The organism is Chryseobacterium sp. SIMBA_038, from assembly GCF_046535115.1.
GTDB lineage: Bacteria > Bacteroidota > Bacteroidia > Flavobacteriales > Weeksellaceae > Chryseobacterium.
This window is the reverse complement of record NZ_JAWRXH010000006.1, coordinates 249,840-266,177: the sequence shown is the minus strand read 5'-3', so window position 1 is coordinate 266,177 and position 16,338 is coordinate 249,840. Positions and strand designations below refer to the sequence as shown.

The window sequence follows — 16,338 nt, the reverse complement described above, 5'->3', positions numbered from 1 at the left end:
AGTTTACAATGTAGGGAATTTGTTACAAAATTAAAGACCTAAAACATCTTTCATTGTAAAATTTCCTTTTTTATTTTTGATCCATTCTGCAGCAACAACAGCGCCTAATGCGAAACCGCTTCTGTTGAATGCTGTGTGTTTGATCTCAATTTCATCAACCTCACTTCTGTAATAAACGCTGTGAGTTCCCGGAACCTCATCTTCACGCACAGCAAAAATACCTAATTGATCTCCTTGGGTTTCTTCCAGTTTCCATGCGTTGAATTTCGGATTATGTTTAAAAATACCTTCAGCAATAGAAATCGCAGTTCCACTTGGAGCATCAAGCTTGTGAACGTGATGAATTTCTTCTAACTGACAAGAATATTCATCAACATTTTTCATTAAATCAGCCAATTTTTCGTTTAAAGCAAAGAATAAATTCACTCCTAAACTAAAATTTGAGCCATATAAAAATGCTGTATTATTTTCAACAGCAATTTTTTCAATTTCTTCTTTTTTCTCCAACCAACCTGTTGTTCCGCTGATCACAGGAATTTGGTTTTCAAGGCAAGCTTTAATATTGTTATAAGCTACTTCCGGCAAAGAAAATTCAATAACAACATCTGGATTATTAAGGTTTTCAGCAGTTGGAGTTTCTTTTAATCTGGCAACAACTTCATGACCTCTTTTTGTAGCAATTTCATCAATGATTTTGCCCATTTTGCCGTATCCAACTAATGCTATTTTCATATTTTATTATTTATCTGTTCTTTTTTAACGCAAAGATAGCAAAGCTTTAACTTTAAAATCTTTATGCATATTTTAAGTTCGCAAAGGCGTTTCACTCAGCAAAGAGCTTAATTAAAAACAGTTTATATATTAATTATTAAAATCTATAACTTAAACTCAACCCTGTTTTTGGAGGATTGATACCATACTGATCCTGAATAACCGCAGGAGTAAAAGTCAAATCCGGGTCGTGACGGCTTTCGTAAAGATGTGCGTCTACCACGGCATCTACGATATTCAGAATATAAATTAATCCTGTAATTGCGATGGCGTAATCTCTTTGTCTTTTTGATCTGTCCTGTGCATTTCCAAATGCAACTTTGTCGAGCCACGGGTGACTCTCTACAAACTCATTTGGAGTTCCGTTCAGTTTGGCAATGTAGTATTCTCGGTACTTTTTGTATTGCTTGTCATTCCACATTGCAATTCCTACACCCGCACCAACAGCTCCCCAAACGATAGGAACTTTCCAGTATTTTTTATTGTAAAACTGACCTAATCCAGGTAAAACAGCAGAATACAATCCCGCTCTTGTAGGATTTAGTTTTAATGTTTTTTTGGTTGGCCCGTTCGCACCTTCAAGATCTGCAACTATTTTAGCTTCAGATTTTGCTGGTTTTGCGGCAGAGATACTGTCTTTCGGATGGTATTCTACCCGAATTGTATCGTTAGGATTTACTTGTGAATAAGCAATAGCAAACAGACACAAGAAAAAAGTGAAAAATAATTTCTTCATTTATTTAATATGAGATAAAATATATTCCAGCTCGTCTTCATTTTTGAAATCTAGAACAATTTTACCTTTTTTACCATTTCCGGAGGCTTTGATCTCCACTTTTACTTCTAAAATATCAGCAATTGTTTTTTGTACTCTCTTATAATTATTTGAAAGTTCAATTGTTGCTTTTTTGGCAGCCGGTGATTTTGGATTTTTCAATGCAGCAGCAGCCTGTTCAGTCTGACGAACATTCAGTTTTTCTTTAATAATTAAATTAAATAAAGTCTGCTGATCTTCTTCATTTTCAAGACTGATGATCGCTCTACCGTGACCTGCAGAAATCTCACCACTTCTGATGGCATTCTGAATATCCGGATTTAATCTTAACAATCTGATAGAGTTGGTAATAGTACTTCTGTCCTTACCTACTCTTTGGCTTAAATTTTCCTGAGTAAGACCGATTTCGTCCATCAATCTCTGATACGTTAATGCAATTTCAATCGCATCAAGATCTTCTCTCTGGATATTTTCAACAAGAGCCATTTCAAGAAGCTCCTGATCGTTTACTAAACGAATATATGACGGAATAGAAGTTAATCCCGCAAGCTTACTTGCTCTGAAACGTCTCTCCCCAGATATAATTTCGAACTTTTCGCCATCTTTTCTTAACGTAATTGGTTGAATTACGCCTAAGTTTTTAATAGACTGCGCGAGTTCGTTTAATGCCTTTTCATCAAAATAAGTTCTTGGCTGAGTCGGGTTCGGATAAATATCTTCAATCGATACTTCTACGATACTTCCCACAAACTTATCTGCTCCCTCATCAGTAGCAGAATTGACCGTAGCCTTGGATTCTGCACTTAAAATTGCTCCCAAACCACGTCCCATAGCTCTTTTTTTGTCCTTCATATTATGCTTTAAGCTTTAAGCTTTTGGCTTTAAGCCTTTTTTAATTCTTAACTAAATTCTCGTTCTTCAATAAAACCTCTTCTGCCAACTGAATGTATTGGATTGCTCCTTTACTTTCGGCATCATAATTTAAGATGCTTTCACCGAAACTTGGTGCTTCACTCAATCTTACGTTTCTGCTGATAATTGTTTCAAAAACCATTTCAGGGAAATGCAGATTTACCTCTTCTACAACCTGATTAGACAATCTCAATCTGCTGTCATACATTGTTAAAAGCAAACCTTCTATATCTAAATCTTTATTGTGGATTTTCTGAACATTTTTAATTGTATTCAATAATTTTCCTAATCCTTCCAAAGCAAAATACTCGCATTGAATCGGGATAATTACAGAATCTGCTGCCGTAAGTGCATTCACAGTGATCAAACCTAAACTCGGTGCGCAATCAATGATAATATAATCGTAGTCATCTCTTACAGTTTGCAATGCTTTTTTAAGCATGTACTCACGATTTACTTTGTCTACCAATTCGATCTCCGCAGCAACCAAGTCGATGTGAGAAGGAACGATATCCAGGTTTGGTGTAGCTGTTCTCTTGATACAAGTTCTTGTATCAACACTGTGCTCCAGCAAGTTATATGTAGAATACTGAACGTCCTCCACTCCTAAACCGGATGTTGCATTAGCCTGAGGATCAGCATCAATGATTAATATTTTCTTTTCTAATACCCCTAATGCTGCGGCTAAATTTACAGCTGTTGTAGTTTTTCCAACTCCTCCTTTTTGATTAGCGATACCTATGATTTTTGCCATTATTAGAACTTTAAGCTTCAAAAATACACTTTTTTCTTTGCTATTAGTGAATGGCGAAAACTAAAATTGAGTTAAAATATTGTTAATAAGCCTTTTAAGTATAAAAAAAATTATCCACAAAAATTAGCTTTTTGTGGATAACTGTCAAGATTTGTATTTAAAATTTTGAATGCCTGCTTTTAATAATAATGTTATTTTTAACGCAAAGCACACAAAGGTTTCTAGACTACTTAATGCTTTTAAGATTCGCAAAGGCGTTCTATTCAGCAAAGTTCACAAAGATTTTTAAATTATATCAAATTGTGGATGATCATATTAATTATCAAACTTCATTGAGATTGGAAATTTGAAATAACTTCTTACTGATTCACCTTGTTTATTTTTCCCAGGCACCCATTTTCCTCTGATAGATTTAATAGTTCTGATAGCTTCGCTATTGAAATTAGCGTCTTTACCATCAGCTTTAATTCCTGAGATAGTTCCATTTGTTTCTACGATGAAAGTAATGGTAGTTTTCATTACATCTTGATTTTCAAATCCTGAACCGTCAAAATTGCTTATTACTTTATTTCTGAAAGTATTAATTCCACCTTCAAAATTAGCTTCAACAGCAAGCTCTCCACCGCTAAGAATCTTGTTTTTATCAACAGGTTGAGGAATTGTTGGCGGAGCAGTATTAATCACAGGTCCTGTTCCAATTGTTGGAGCTGTTGGGACATAAGCAGGTGTTGTAACCTCTTTTCCTGGTGATGTCTGAGTGCCCGCAACTGCATTCACTCTATCTTCCGGATTATCTTTCTTTTCATTAGTCAAAACTTTTTTAGGATCTGGTAATCTATCATCATAAGTTTTCACCTTTTCTGGAACCACAGCAGGAGGCTGAACTGGCGTAACTTTTACCGGAGGAGTCTCTACTATATCAATAGGGATAAATTCATGAATACTAGGCGGCTGTTCTGTTGGCGCATCTGTTTTGAAAGCCGAAATAGCTAATGGAGTAATTGAAATCGCAGCCAACAAACTCACTCCAATAAAAAGCGCTTTGGTTAGTATTCTGTCTGATTCATTTCTTAAAGCATAAGCACCATATTCTTTGTTACGATGCTCGAATAGGATCTCGTTGAAGCGAAATTCCTGATTAGTGTTTAGGTGTTTCATCACTTAAAATATTTAAACTGTTAATATAAGGTGATTATTAGTTTTAGTAGCTCTTATCGATAAGCATTGTTTCAATATCAAAATATTTGCCAAAAAATTGTTAAAACTGCAATATTTTGAAAATTTTTATAACAATCTTAAAATTTAACTATGCTAAAAATAATAACAGTCTAAAAATAAGAGGTATAAGATTTTTATTTTTCAATGATAACTTCATTTTAATTCAAAAAATTCAACGTAAAATAAAAAATAGTAAAAACCACACTCTCAAAATCGGAAAAACACTGAGACTTTCTTCTTCAACCCGAAATACATTTGTACCATAAGAAATCGGGGAATGCTGAAAACCGAAAAGAGTAAGCAAGAAAAAATTTAAAAACTTATAATTATGCCAACTTTAACTCAAGAAGCTAGATCAAACTCATTAATGAGCATGCTTTTAAAACAAGTTTACGATTCTGTAACCAACGGTGGAGATCCGGATTCAATTGGTCCAAATGACTTTATCGCATTCGACCCAATCGGACTTACATTAACAGAAGACACTTTTGATTATGCATTAAACGGTTTATTCGGAAACGCTCCGGCTCCAAAACCATTATTGGACGGAACAGGGAAACCAATCTTAGATGCTAACGGAAATCCTAAAACTAATTTAGAGGAATTTCAAAACGCAATGAAAGACAGCAAGTTCCGTAAATACCTTCAAATGGAGCAGTTCTCTGCAATGGTAGACGCAATCCCATCTCAATTGCCGCCACTTACACCAAGCGGAAATGGAAGACAGATGACTATTTTTAATGATTCATCAAAAAGAGTATCAAAAGTATACGAAGATTTGATGCAATGGTCTGTAGTTGTAGACACTCCAATGGATCCTAAGGTTGAAAAAAATCTTGAAAAATTAAGAGACAAACTTTTCAAAATCAAAGTAGTAAAAAATCCTGATTTTGATGAAAATGCTCCGGTAGATGATTTAAACAAGCCGGAATTACACCAAACTTTTGTAGCTCCTATGTATTCTAAATATATTGAGTATCAAATGAAATATTATGATGTTGTAGAAACCAACAATACCATAAGAACAGATGCCGACAATGGCGATCCTGATGCAATGGCAAGACTGTCAATCGACGGTAAAAACATGAAAAAAAGAGAAGATGCAGCGTTAAAAGCATGGCAATCTCTAGGTTACAAAGAAGCGGTTGAAAGAATTCAGAATTATTTGAGCGAAATTGAAGAAAAACACATGTTGGTCATCAAAAAACGTCTTCAGTCAGAATTCAGAAACAGCCAGAGAACAAGAGTGATCGATTATATTAATTATTCTCCATCTATTCCAATCTCAGCAAATGCTTTGAAAGAATCTAAAAACTGGCCGACAATTTCAATGTATGAAGGAAGTGCACACAGCGATTATTCTAAAACAATTCACAACTGGAGCGCGGGTGCAGGATTTAGCATGGGATTATTCAGTATCGGAGCAAGAAATAGCGGAAACACTACGAGAACATCGATGAATACAGATTTTAGTAACCTTAAAATTTCATTCAAACTTGGAAAAGTAAGAGTAGAAAGAGGATGGTTCAGCGAAGAGTTTGTAGAATCAAAATACTGGAAACTTCACGAAACTTCTCCACAATCATTAAACGGAGACATCATCAGCGATGGTAAAGGAAAAGGATTAATGCCAATGATCGTTACAGAATTGATCATCGCAAGAGACGTAATGTTGGATTTCAGTGAAAATAGTACAGCGTACAAAGCAGCAAGCACAAAAATCAGTTCTGGAGCGGCAGTGGGAATCGGACCATTCGTTTTTGGTGGAAGTCACGATTACGAAAACCAAAACTCACAAACTGATGCAAAATGGAGCGGCAAAAAACTACAGTCAAACGGTATCTATATTATCGGATATAAATGTCATGTAGTTCCAAAATCTCCAAATCCAAACCCAGATATCAAAGTTTGGACAGACGGTAAATCATAATATCCTTCTCAATAGAATAACCGGCAGAAGCTTTTTTCTGTCGGTTATTTATAAAATTATTAACTAATCTTTAAGTTTTTTAAACGCAAAGAAAGCAAAGATTTTTTTGAAAAACTAACTGTTTTTAAGTTCGCAAAGGCGTTCTACTCAGCAAAGTTCTCAAAGATTTAAACTGAAAACCAGCAACCAAAAACTATTAACCAAAAACCAATTACCATGAAATACTTTGTTGCCGTCTATCAAAAGCTTAGAAACATTTACACGTCTCAAAGCTCGATGGAGAATGATCTCCCGATGATTTGCCCTTCTCTGAGAGTGTATGAAAACGAAGAACTGGAATTATTAAAGCCTCAAAGTTTACTAAATGATGATCAGAAAAAATCGCTTTCTATCATTAAAAAACAAAACGTGGCTTATGAGCTGAATTCTGTACCAATTTCTTCAAATTTCTGGGATCTGAATCCGAACAATTCTTTATTTGATATTTACAGAGATATTCTGGACAAGAGTAACCTGAAAAATATTGAGGAAAACTTAGATAAAATTCTGGAAAGCAAAAGCATTATATTATATGATGCTAAAAATAATGATACTAAAGAATTTAAAGCCTATAAAAAATATCTAACCAACCATGAAATGGCGGTCGACAAAATCACTTCTCATTTGGAAATATTTGACAGTTTAGATACTGATGAAGAAAAAAAGAACTGGAATGACCAATTACTCAATCTCAATAATATAAAAGAGCTTGCCTTTTCTGAATGGAAAGTAAAAGGCTTCAAAGATCTCATTGAAAAAGAACTTGGAAAGATCAATAAAACTTCTGAAGCAGATCTGTATGTTGCAATGGCTCAAAATGCAAAAAATACCTTTACTGCAGCAGAAAAAACGGATGTGATCAGCAATTCTTCCATTCACGATATTAATTTTATTCCATATGATTTTATGGAAAATGAATCGGGTTGGAACAGTATGAGAATTGAAAAATCCGAGCTTGATAATTTGCATTCCGAAGCAAAAAACGCCAATGAAAATCTGCCATCAGAAATTCTTACCATTGATTATGATGAAAGCGTAATTCTGGCCGTAGAACTAGAATATTCTTTTGTTCATTTAAAAAGAAACTGGTTCAACAAAAATTTTATGATGTCTACTCTTTTTCAATGGAATGAAGCTAAAAAAATATCAGACGGGCAGACCATTTCCAATGATTTTAAGCTTCCAGCATTCCCGAAAACAATGATGTTGATTAAAAATTTAAAAATAATTTTAGATCCATCCATCACGAATGATACGGTAAATAATCCTAATCAACTGATTTATTTCGGTCCGTTGATCATGAAACAACAGCTTTTTGTGAACAAAAATAACAATCAGAAATTCCTGAAAGCCGTAACGAACGTTAGAACCATAAAATCTGACCAGCTCAATACTTTATCCAGAAAAACTGACACGCCAGAAAACGCAAAAATATCCACAATGGAATTTGCTTCAAAACCTGTCCTTGAAACAGTGACCGAAGTTCCAAAAATGAATCCAAATATAGCTTTCAACAGTAGAGTAAATATGAGTGCTTTAGGTGGCGTTCGAAATTTAAGACCAATCACTCCTACTCCGCACATTGCCACTCCGGTTCAGCCTGTGGCTCCGGTAAAACCTATCACTCCAATTGTCGCCACGCCAATACGAGTTCCCGGAATTTTTGTTCCGATAAGAGTTCCCATTCAGGTTCAGCCAACTTCAGCAATGGTACAGTTCAGGGTTTTTGACAAAATAAACAATGATCCGATTTACAAATGCGCTATTTCCATCAAAGGCACGAATAGCAACAGGATCTTCGAGATAGAAACTAACGAAATCGGAATGATCAACCAAATGATTCCGATCGGAGAATACAGCATTGAACTGAGAGTTGATGATTACGCTGTTTTACAACAAAATTTCAGCGTCGTAAACGTCAATCCTCTGAATTTAGACTACAAACTCCAAAGAGAGGAAGTGAAATTTAAATCATACTTTTTAATTGGGATGATTTGTGAGAGAATGCCGAAAGTACCTGTAAATTAATTCTTTTGTCTTGAAACAAAAGAATCAAAAATTCAAGACTTGGAATCTTTCGCTAAAAATTAAAACTTAATCCTAAAATCCCCAAAACTCGCATGAAATCAACATTTGTTTTTCGACTCTAAATCTGTCTCGTGCTTCAAACAGTGGGAATTTTTTAACGGATTAATTTTTAATTTTCTTAACGCTACAGCTTCCTATGTCAATAAAATACACAGATTATGTTTATCATTTATAACTAAAAAACTAACAGCCATGAAACTTTTAAAATATTACACAAAATCACCAGAAGTCACTACACTTTGTGAACTTCTTTATAAACAAGGATATAACATCAAAATTTCAGATTCTTTTTCTCTGGAAGTTGATACCGCAGTGAAGGATTTTCAACGAAAAAATTCTTTAGTCGTGGACGGAATTGTCGGAATGAAAACGTGGACAGTTTTGCTTCAGAAGAACTCAGCCCCAGCTCCGACAAATTCAGCCGATAAATTTTTGAAAGAAAGTGACCTGATTACTTTTGCTAATCAATACGATCTTGAATTGGCAGCCGTAAAAGCCGTTAACGAAATAGAAAGCAGCGGAAAAGGATTTTTAATCAATAATAAACCTAAAATTTTATTTGAAGGACACATTTTCTGGAACGAATTGAAAAAAAGAGGAATTGATCCAAATACTTTTTACAACGCCAATCATAAAGATGTTTTATATCCAAAATGGACGAAAATCTACTATCAAGGCGGCGTGAAGGAATACGACAGACTGAATGAAGCAATGACTTTAGGAAACGATCCTAAATTCAAAGATGCAGCGTTATCTTCTGCTTCTTGGGGAAGTTTCCAGATTATGGGTTTTCATGCGAAAAATCTCGGATATGTTGATACTGCTAACTTCGTATCAAAAATGGAAATTAATGAAGGCGAGCATTTGAAAGCTTTCGGGAAATTTCTTGAGAAAAACGGACTTTTAGTTCATTTGAGAAATAAAAGCTGGGCAAATTTTGCAAAAGGTTATAATGGCGGAGGTTACAAATTGAATAAATATGATGAAAAACTAGCGAAAGCTTATGCCAAATATTCTAAAAACTGATTAACCAATTTATATTTTGACGCATTGATTTTTAAAGTTCCCTTTGCGTTGAATGACTTTTTCTCCCACGGATTTCACAGATTTTCACAGATGATTGTGTTTGTTGTATTTGTGAAATTTGTGGGAGATTTTTTTTGTTTTTTGACCACAATTTTATGGATTTAAACTGATGATTTTGTGATTTATTTATGCTAGAGATTGCTTCGTCGCTTCGCTCCTCGCAATGACACAAAAAAAAGAGACCATCAAAATTGACAGTCTCTTTTTATTTATTTAAAATATTCCTTAGAATAGTTCTTTTCTGATGATGTTTTGACTTCTTTCAGGTCCTACTGAAACTAAGTAAACATTGATTCCTAAATACTTTTCTATAAACTCGATGTATTTCTGAGCATTGTCAGGAAGTTCGTCGTAGCTTCTTACTTGTGTAAGATCTTCGTTCCAACCCGGTAGATCTTGGTAGATCGGCTCGTAGTTGTATAATTTTTCAGTTGAAGAAGTGAAATAATCGATGATTTTTCCGTCTTCAGTTTTGTAATGAGTTACGATTTTAAGGTTTTCGATTCCTGTAAGAACGTCTAATTTCGTAATTACTAAGTTATTGATTCCGTTAATCATACAAGCATGCTTTAAAGAAACAAGGTCTAACCAACCTGTTCTTCTTGGTCTTCCTGTAGTCGCTCCGAATTCACCTCCGATTTGTCTGATGCTTTCTCCTAATTCATTGTCCAATTCAGAAGGGAAAGGTCCGTTTCCTACTCTTGTACAATATGCTTTGGCAACACCGATCAGGTTTTTAAGTGAAGTTGGCGGAACACCAGCTCCTGTACAAACTCCTCCTGTAGATGGAGAAGATGAAGTTACGTATGGATACGTTCCGAAGTCGATATCTAGCATCAACGCCTGAGCACCTTCGAATAAAACGTTTTTACCATCTCTGATAGCCTCGTTCAATTCAACTTCAGTATCAACGATTCTGTCTTGAAGTTGTTTTCCGATCTCTAAAAATTCGTTGTAAATTTCTTCAACGTCTAATGTCGGTTTTCCGTAATATTTTTCGAAAAGAGAGTTTTTAACTTTTAAGTTTTTCTCAATTTTATCTCTTAAGATCTCAGGATTTAAAAGGTCTACCATTCTGATACCGATTCTTGCGATCTTATCTTCATAACATGGTCCGATTCCTTTTTTAGTAGTTCCGATCTGAGTTCCTCCGTGCTCTTCTTCACGGTAAGTATCCAAAAGGATGTGGTAAGGCATGATCACATGCGCTCTTCTGCTGATAAAAATGTGGTCTGTTCTAAGGCCTTTGCTTTCGATCTGGCCTACTTCTCTAATGAAAGATTTAGGATTTACCACTACTCCATTGGCAATGATACATTTACCTTTACACTGCAAAACTCCTGAAGGAAGAAGATGTAAAACAAATTTCTCCTCACCTACATAAACCGTGTGACCTGCGTTGTCTCCCCCTTGGAAACGAACAACATAATCCGATTTTGCAGATAAAACATCCGTGATTTTTCCTTTACCTTCATCTCCATACTGAAGACCTACAACTACGTAAGTTGACATATTTTACTTTTGTTTTTAGATTCATGCAAAATTACTTTTAAAAAATAGGGTGACCAAATTTGTGGTGGATTTTATTTTTGGGTGGATGGAAATTGTGGGGTTGAACTTAAAAATTTGACATTTAATTATATTATATTTGAAATCAATTATTACATATTACAAAAAACTAATGACAGTAAAAGAAGCTATTTTAAAAAGTCTTGAAGATTTAATAATTCCTGTTTATAATGTAGAAGTATTAAACCATATTGTTGAAAAAAATTATTATGAATTTTTAAAGGGCAAAACTCCTGGAGCAACAATCTCTGCTCAACTTGGAGATTATATAAGAAGTGGAGATTCAAGAGTTAAAAGAATTAAAAGATCTAACGGAATCTACTATTATTATTTAGCCAAAAATGAGCAGCAGATTGAAGATGAAATATTAAATGATGAAGAGATTTCCTCAGTAATAATTAAGGAAGAGATTAAAATAAAGACAAAAGTTTACGAAGAAAGGAATCTACATAAACTTTTAAGTAGTTTTTTAAAAAATACCGAGACATTTTCAAAAACTATTTTTCATGAGCAATCAAATGGAAAAGATAGTAATCAAATATGGACTCATCCAGATATGGTTGGAATAAAATTTCTTAATCTTCAAACGAAAGCAAGTCAAAATTTTCTTAAATCAATTAATCGTGTAGATACATTTAAATTAAGTTCTTATGAACTTAAAAGAGAAATTAATAGTGACAGCGAACTTAAAAAAGCATATTTTCAAGCTGTATCAAATTCAAGTTGGGCAAATTATGGATATTTAGTAGCTTTTGAATTTAGTGATAGCCTACATGAAGAAATGTCTAGATTAAATCAATCTTTTGGTATTGGAATAATTGAATTGAATGCAAATCCATATCAAAGTAAGATATTATTTCCTGCTGTTTACAGAGATCTTGATTTTAAAACAATAGATAAACTTTGTAAAATAAACAGAGAATTTGAAAACTTTATAGAGCAAACAGAAAAATTATTAACAGCAAGTGAAAAATATATTTCAGGTGCTGAAAAAGAATTGAATGAATTTTGTGACAAATATTTTCTAAATGATTCTGAAATCGAAAAATATTGTAAAGAAAAAAATATTCCAATGGAAAAATAGTTTTGTTAAAATACCAAGAATTGGTATATTTGATTTAAAATTTAAAAAATGGCAAAAAACACATCCATATTATTAGGAGATTATTTTGATAACTTTATAAGTCAACAGATTAAGTCTGGCAAATACTCTTCCGCAAGTGAAGTTGTAAGAACAGCTTTAAGAATGTTCGAACATGAAGAATCTAAGAAAACAGAATTAATCAACGAATTAAAAAAAGGTGAAAAATCTGGTTTTGTTGAAAATTTTGACCGTAAAGAATTTTTGAAAAATCTTCATCAAAAACATTCTGCTGAGTAAATGAAATATAAAATTAGTAAAGAAGCGTCAAAAGATCTAGAAAAAATTTGGCTCTATACTTTTGAAACTTGGTCAGTACAACAGGCAGATCATTATTTTGATTTGCTCATGAATGAAATTGAGTATTTATCTGAGAATCCAACATCCGGAAAAGATTATAATGAAATCAGAAAAGGATATTTTCGTTCAAGGGTGAAATCTCATTTTATATTTTACAAAATCAATCTTAAAAATGAGGAAATTGAAATCATCAGAATTCTTCATCAGCAAATGGATATTTCATCAAGATTGGATGAATAGAAAATTCATTAATTCTGTATATTTGATTACTCCCTGAAAATCCACCCCATGAAACCATCACAAAAATCAGGATACCTATCTACAACCATAAACGATCAAACCCAACTCTTTTACACTTTATTCTATCCTGAAACAATTCCTGTAAAAGCAACCTTACAAATCGTTCACGGGATGCAGGAACACAGTGGCAGATATTCAGAAATTGCAGAATATTTTGCCAATCGAGGATTTGCGGTATTGACTTATGATCATTTAGGACACGGAAAATCGGTAAAAGACAAAAAAGATATTGGTTTCTTTCAACTTAATAATCCCGATGAAAGATTGATTACAGATTCAGAAAAGATGAGTAAACACCTGATTGATCAATATCCTGATGTTCCTCATTTTATTCTTGGACATTCAATGGGTTCTTTTATTACGCGTTGTTTGCTGCAAAGAATGGGTAATCAATTTGCGGGTGCTATTATTTCGGGAACAGGAGGATCTTTGGCAGGTATTAATTTAGTGACAACTTATTTTTCGTTAGCCAATAAAATAACGCCTCACAAACGTACTTTTTTCAACAATCTTTTTACGATCGTCAATAATCAGAAATTCAAAAAAGATAAAAATTTCAGTGATACAAGCTGGCTTAGTTTGAATCCGGCCAACAGAAATTCTTTTTCTCAGGATGAACTTTGCGGAATTCCCTTCACCAACAATGCATTTTATGCGTTATTCAGTATTTATAAAAAAGCGACGGCAAGAAATTGGGCACAAACAATTCCCAAGTCCTTCCCTCTTCTATTTATTAGCGGACAGAATGATCCTATAGGCGATTTTGGAAAAGGAGTTACACAGACTGTTGAGAATTTAAAGATTGATGGTTTTAAAGATGTAAATGTAAAACTGCATCCTCAAATGCGCCATGAAATATTAAATGAAGAAATCAGAGAAGATATTCTTAATGATATTTATCAATGGATTTTGGAACGTTTATAATGTAATAATTTATTTGAATCTTCATGAAAACAACACATATATTCATATTAGCATTTATTTTAATAAGCTCTGATTATTCATCACAAAGAACTAGAATTAAAGGAAACAAATACGAAATAACAGGAAAACTAGTTAATAATGTTTCTCTAACTCCAAATTGTGGATATATTGCTTTTGCAACAGTTATGGAATTTGAAATTATTTCCACAACTATGAAAAACTATCATGATAAAGTAATACCAGTTATCGTCAGTTGTCCTGAATCTTATGGCGAAAACTTTTTTAAGCTAAACAGCATTTATAATCTCAAAATTGCAGATAAAAAACAAACCAGTTTCGGTTGGACAGTCCCAAATATAAATATTGCAAAAAAATATAATCTCGAGAAAGATCTATGGGTAACAAACGTCGAAAAGCAAAAATAATTTCCATGCAGTTTTATGGGAATTATTAAATTTTATCATCCTATGTTTCCTTAAATTAATATTTTACAAACATAGGATGACAATAAACATAAAATATGCGATTAGCCTAAAACAATCTCATTATCAATTCCAATCTCCCTCAAAAAAATCTCATCGTGCGAAATCACAACCAAAGTTCCATGATAATCTTTAATAGAATTGGTTAGAATTTCTACATTTTGAAGATCCAAATTATTCGTTGGTTCATCGAGAATAATCATATCAGGAGCTTTATTGCTGATGGAAAGTCCACACAGAAGAAGTCGCAGACGCTCACCGCCACTCAGAACATCACCTATTTTATCCCAGGTTTCTTTTCCGAATAAAAATCTTGACAGCAAAGTTTTCACTTCAGATTCCTGCAATGAATTATCGTTAAACTTTTGAGCAAAATCGTAAATCGTTGAATCTCGATCAATCAAAGAATATTCCTGATCAATATAAATAGAGTTAAAATCCGACTTCGAAATTTGCCCGACAGACGGTTTCAAATCCCCCAACAACAACTTTATCAAAGTCGTTTTTCCCGAACCGTTCGAACCTTTGATAGAAATTCTGTCACCACTTCTGATTTCAAAATTGAGATTTTCCTGCCAAAGGTTTTCGTCATTATATTTAAAATTAATTTCCGCTGCCGAAATCAAAATCTTTCCAGAATGAAGTTCTGAATCATTAAAATTCACTTTCATCTGATCCGCATTTCTCACAGACGAACGCAAATCCCGCAAATCACCCGAAATATCATTGATTTTCTCTGCATGAATACTTTTCAATTTTGAAGAATTTTTCTCTGCATTATTTCTCAACGTATTCATCATAATTCTCGCCACACCCGATTTTTCCTGCTTTCCTTTTCCTCGCGCATCGAGTTTTTGCTTTCGTTCCAAAGTTTCACGTTCCTTTTCTTTTGCTTTTTTCAACGCACGTTCTTTGGAATGAATATCGTTTTGCAACGCCTCATTTTCAATTTCTTTTTGTTCGGAATAAAAATCGTAATTTCCGCCATAAGTCGAAATTCCCTGATTGCTTAATTCAAAAATCGTATCAACCAAATTCAATAAAGTTCGGTCGTGACTGACGATCACAACTGTTGAATTTGCCTTTTCAATAAGCTCATACAACAGATTTCTGCCTTCCAAGTCGAGATGATTCGTTGGTTCATCCAATAAAATAATTTCAGGTTGATTGATCTGAATTCCCGCAAGAAAAATTTTCGTTTTTTGTCCGCCACTCAGGCTTTCCAATGTTTGATTTACATCTAAATTTTCAAGTTTCCAGTGTTGTAAAGCGATTTGAGAGCGTTCTTCAATATCCCAATCATCATTTAAAGTTTCAAAATACATTTCATCCACTTCCCCATTCGTTATTTTTTGAAGCGCATGTAATTTTTTGTCGATTTTTAGGCATTCGGCAATCGTCAAATGATTAAAATTCCCAAACATCTGCGGAACATAGAAAATATCCCCCTGAATATTGACGCTTCCTTCCAAAGGTTCAATTTCATTCGCAATAATTTTCAGCAAGGTAGATTTTCCCATGCCGTTACTTCCGACCAAAGCCGATTTTGTATTTGATTGTATCGTTAAGTTTATAGAATTAAAAAGCAGATTCCCCGCAGGAAACCCAAAAGATATATTGTGTAGAAAAAGCATGATTTCTTTCTTAATTAAGGTTAAACTTCAATAACATTTTCGTTATTGTTCAATTAAATCTGAAAGAAATTATATCCTACATTATCGTTTTCTGGGTTTGTGAGTCGCAAAGATAAGAAATTTTAAAATATTCTTTTATTTTAAACAGTTTTCTATTACTCATTGCCCATTATTCATTACTTATTTTCAGGAGCTATTTCCCGCTTTCCGTTGCAATCTTTTTTTTCAAAAAAGGATTTTCACTCAATCGGGGCTAGGGTATTTGTCGCCATTTCAGCATCTCGAAACATTCAGAAAGTTTGTCATCCTGAAAGGATCTAGACACGCATCTTTCCATATTACAATTCTAAAAATGTTGTTTAGATCCTTTCAGAATGACAAAGAGATTGGAAAATCATTATGAAAAATACTGCAA

The 16,338-nt window shown here is 33.7% G+C and carries 15 protein-coding genes; 8 read left to right on the top strand and 7 right to left on the bottom strand.

Going from position 1 to position 16,338, the window contains the following annotated elements; translation table 11 throughout:
- Nucleotides 1-30 precede the first annotated feature (30 nt).
- The 5 genes from dapB to SB689_RS17445 form a co-directional block, all read right to left on the bottom strand.
- Nucleotides 31-732, bottom strand: coding sequence for a 4-hydroxy-tetrahydrodipicolinate reductase (dapB, locus tag SB689_RS17465; protein WP_410693385.1), 702 nt, complete (start codon nucleotides 730-732; stop codon nucleotides 31-33).
- Between the two features lie 136 nt (nucleotides 733-868).
- Nucleotides 869-1,507: a DUF5683 domain-containing protein gene (locus tag SB689_RS17460; protein WP_410693384.1), complete on the bottom strand. Its 639-nt coding sequence runs from the start codon at nucleotides 1,505-1,507 to the stop codon at nucleotides 869-871.
- Nucleotides 1,508-2,398, bottom strand: coding sequence for a ParB/RepB/Spo0J family partition protein (locus SB689_RS17455; RefSeq protein WP_123983389.1), 891 nt, complete (start codon nucleotides 2,396-2,398; stop codon nucleotides 1,508-1,510).
- Between the two features lie 40 nt (nucleotides 2,399-2,438).
- Complete coding sequence (locus SB689_RS17450) at nucleotides 2,439-3,212, bottom strand: ParA family protein (protein WP_072412396.1); 774 nt, start codon at nucleotides 3,210-3,212, stop codon at nucleotides 2,439-2,441.
- Between the two features lie 315 nt (nucleotides 3,213-3,527).
- Entirely contained in the window at nucleotides 3,528-4,370 is an 843-nt protein-coding gene (locus tag SB689_RS17445) for an energy transducer TonB (RefSeq protein WP_410693383.1), read from the bottom strand.
- A gap of 388 nt (nucleotides 4,371-4,758) precedes the next feature.
- On the opposite strand from SB689_RS17445, the gene SB689_RS17440 reads away from it, so the two are divergent.
- The 3 genes from SB689_RS17440 (at nucleotide 4,759) to SB689_RS17430 (ending at nucleotide 9,513) form a co-directional block, all read left to right on the top strand.
- Nucleotides 4,759-6,360, top strand: a complete 1,602-nt coding sequence (locus SB689_RS17440; protein ID WP_410693382.1) for a hypothetical protein — start codon at nucleotides 4,759-4,761, stop codon at nucleotides 6,358-6,360.
- A 216-nt stretch (nucleotides 6,361-6,576) separates the two neighbouring features.
- Complete coding sequence (locus SB689_RS17435) at nucleotides 6,577-8,427, top strand: hypothetical protein (protein ID WP_410693381.1); 1,851 nt, start codon at nucleotides 6,577-6,579, stop codon at nucleotides 8,425-8,427.
- A gap of 252 nt (nucleotides 8,428-8,679) precedes the next feature.
- Nucleotides 8,680-9,513: an N-acetylmuramidase domain-containing protein gene (locus SB689_RS17430; protein WP_410693380.1), complete on the top strand. Its 834-nt coding sequence runs from the start codon at nucleotides 8,680-8,682 to the stop codon at nucleotides 9,511-9,513.
- A gap of 285 nt (nucleotides 9,514-9,798) precedes the next feature.
- Here the strand turns inward: SB689_RS17430 and SB689_RS17425 are convergent, their stop codons facing one another.
- Complete coding sequence (locus tag SB689_RS17425; protein WP_066751055.1) at nucleotides 9,799-11,085, bottom strand: adenylosuccinate synthase; 1,287 nt, start codon at nucleotides 11,083-11,085, stop codon at nucleotides 9,799-9,801.
- A 169-nt stretch (nucleotides 11,086-11,254) separates the two neighbouring features.
- On the opposite strand from SB689_RS17425, the gene SB689_RS17420 reads away from it, so the two are divergent.
- The 5 genes from SB689_RS17420 to SB689_RS17400 are packed head-to-tail and all read left to right on the top strand — an operon-like array spanning nucleotide 11,255 to nucleotide 14,232.
- A complete protein-coding gene (locus SB689_RS17420) occupies nucleotides 11,255-12,226 on the top strand; it encodes a hypothetical protein (RefSeq protein ID WP_410693379.1) in 972 nt (323 codons plus the stop codon).
- A gap of 48 nt (nucleotides 12,227-12,274) precedes the next feature.
- The gene (locus tag SB689_RS17415; RefSeq protein ID WP_410693378.1) at nucleotides 12,275-12,523 is read left to right on the top strand and encodes a type II toxin-antitoxin system ParD family antitoxin; all 249 of its coding nucleotides are present in this window, start codon (nucleotides 12,275-12,277) and stop codon (nucleotides 12,521-12,523) included.
- Nucleotides 12,524-12,823, top strand: a complete 300-nt coding sequence (locus SB689_RS17410; RefSeq protein WP_410693377.1) for a type II toxin-antitoxin system RelE/ParE family toxin — start codon at nucleotides 12,524-12,526, stop codon at nucleotides 12,821-12,823.
- A gap of 48 nt (nucleotides 12,824-12,871) precedes the next feature.
- A complete protein-coding gene (locus SB689_RS17405) occupies nucleotides 12,872-13,807 on the top strand; it encodes an alpha/beta fold hydrolase (RefSeq protein ID WP_410693376.1) in 936 nt (311 codons plus the stop codon).
- A gap of 23 nt (nucleotides 13,808-13,830) precedes the next feature.
- Nucleotides 13,831-14,232, top strand: coding sequence for a hypothetical protein (locus SB689_RS17400; protein WP_410693375.1), 402 nt, complete (start codon nucleotides 13,831-13,833; stop codon nucleotides 14,230-14,232).
- Nucleotides 14,233-14,333: 101 nt separating this feature from the next.
- Here the strand turns inward: SB689_RS17400 and SB689_RS17395 are convergent, their stop codons facing one another.
- Nucleotides 14,334-15,923, bottom strand: coding sequence for an ABC-F family ATP-binding cassette domain-containing protein (locus SB689_RS17395; protein ID WP_410693374.1), 1,590 nt, complete (start codon nucleotides 15,921-15,923; stop codon nucleotides 14,334-14,336).
- Nucleotides 15,924-16,338: the final 415 nt, after the last annotated feature.

Coding starts and splice junctions, on each gene's coding strand:
- dapB (WP_410693385.1), bottom strand. CDS start 732: ATGAAAATAGCATTAGTTGGATACGGCAAAATGGGCAAAATCATTGAT.
- SB689_RS17460 (WP_410693384.1), bottom strand. CDS start 1,507: ATGAAGAAATTATTTTTCACTTTTTTCTTGTGTCTGTTTGCTATTGCT.
- SB689_RS17455 (WP_123983389.1), bottom strand. CDS start 2,398: ATGAAGGACAAAAAAAGAGCTATGGGACGTGGTTTGGGAGCAATTTTA.
- SB689_RS17450 (WP_072412396.1), bottom strand. CDS start 3,212: ATGGCAAAAATCATAGGTATCGCTAATCAAAAAGGAGGAGTTGGAAAA.
- SB689_RS17445 (WP_410693383.1), bottom strand. CDS start 4,370: ATGAAACACCTAAACACTAATCAGGAATTTCGCTTCAACGAGATCCTA.
- SB689_RS17440 (WP_410693382.1), top strand. CDS start 4,759: ATGCCAACTTTAACTCAAGAAGCTAGATCAAACTCATTAATGAGCATG.
- SB689_RS17435 (WP_410693381.1), top strand. CDS start 6,577: ATGAAATACTTTGTTGCCGTCTATCAAAAGCTTAGAAACATTTACACG.
- SB689_RS17430 (WP_410693380.1), top strand. CDS start 8,680: ATGAAACTTTTAAAATATTACACAAAATCACCAGAAGTCACTACACTT.
- SB689_RS17425 (WP_066751055.1), bottom strand. CDS start 11,085: ATGTCAACTTACGTAGTTGTAGGTCTTCAGTATGGAGATGAAGGTAAA.
- SB689_RS17420 (WP_410693379.1), top strand. CDS start 11,255: ATGACAGTAAAAGAAGCTATTTTAAAAAGTCTTGAAGATTTAATAATT.
- SB689_RS17415 (WP_410693378.1), top strand. CDS start 12,275: ATGGCAAAAAACACATCCATATTATTAGGAGATTATTTTGATAACTTT.
- SB689_RS17410 (WP_410693377.1), top strand. CDS start 12,524: ATGAAATATAAAATTAGTAAAGAAGCGTCAAAAGATCTAGAAAAAATT.
- SB689_RS17405 (WP_410693376.1), top strand. CDS start 12,872: ATGAAACCATCACAAAAATCAGGATACCTATCTACAACCATAAACGAT.
- SB689_RS17400 (WP_410693375.1), top strand. CDS start 13,831: ATGAAAACAACACATATATTCATATTAGCATTTATTTTAATAAGCTCT.
- SB689_RS17395 (WP_410693374.1), bottom strand. CDS start 15,923: ATGCTTTTTCTACACAATATATCTTTTGGGTTTCCTGCGGGGAATCTG.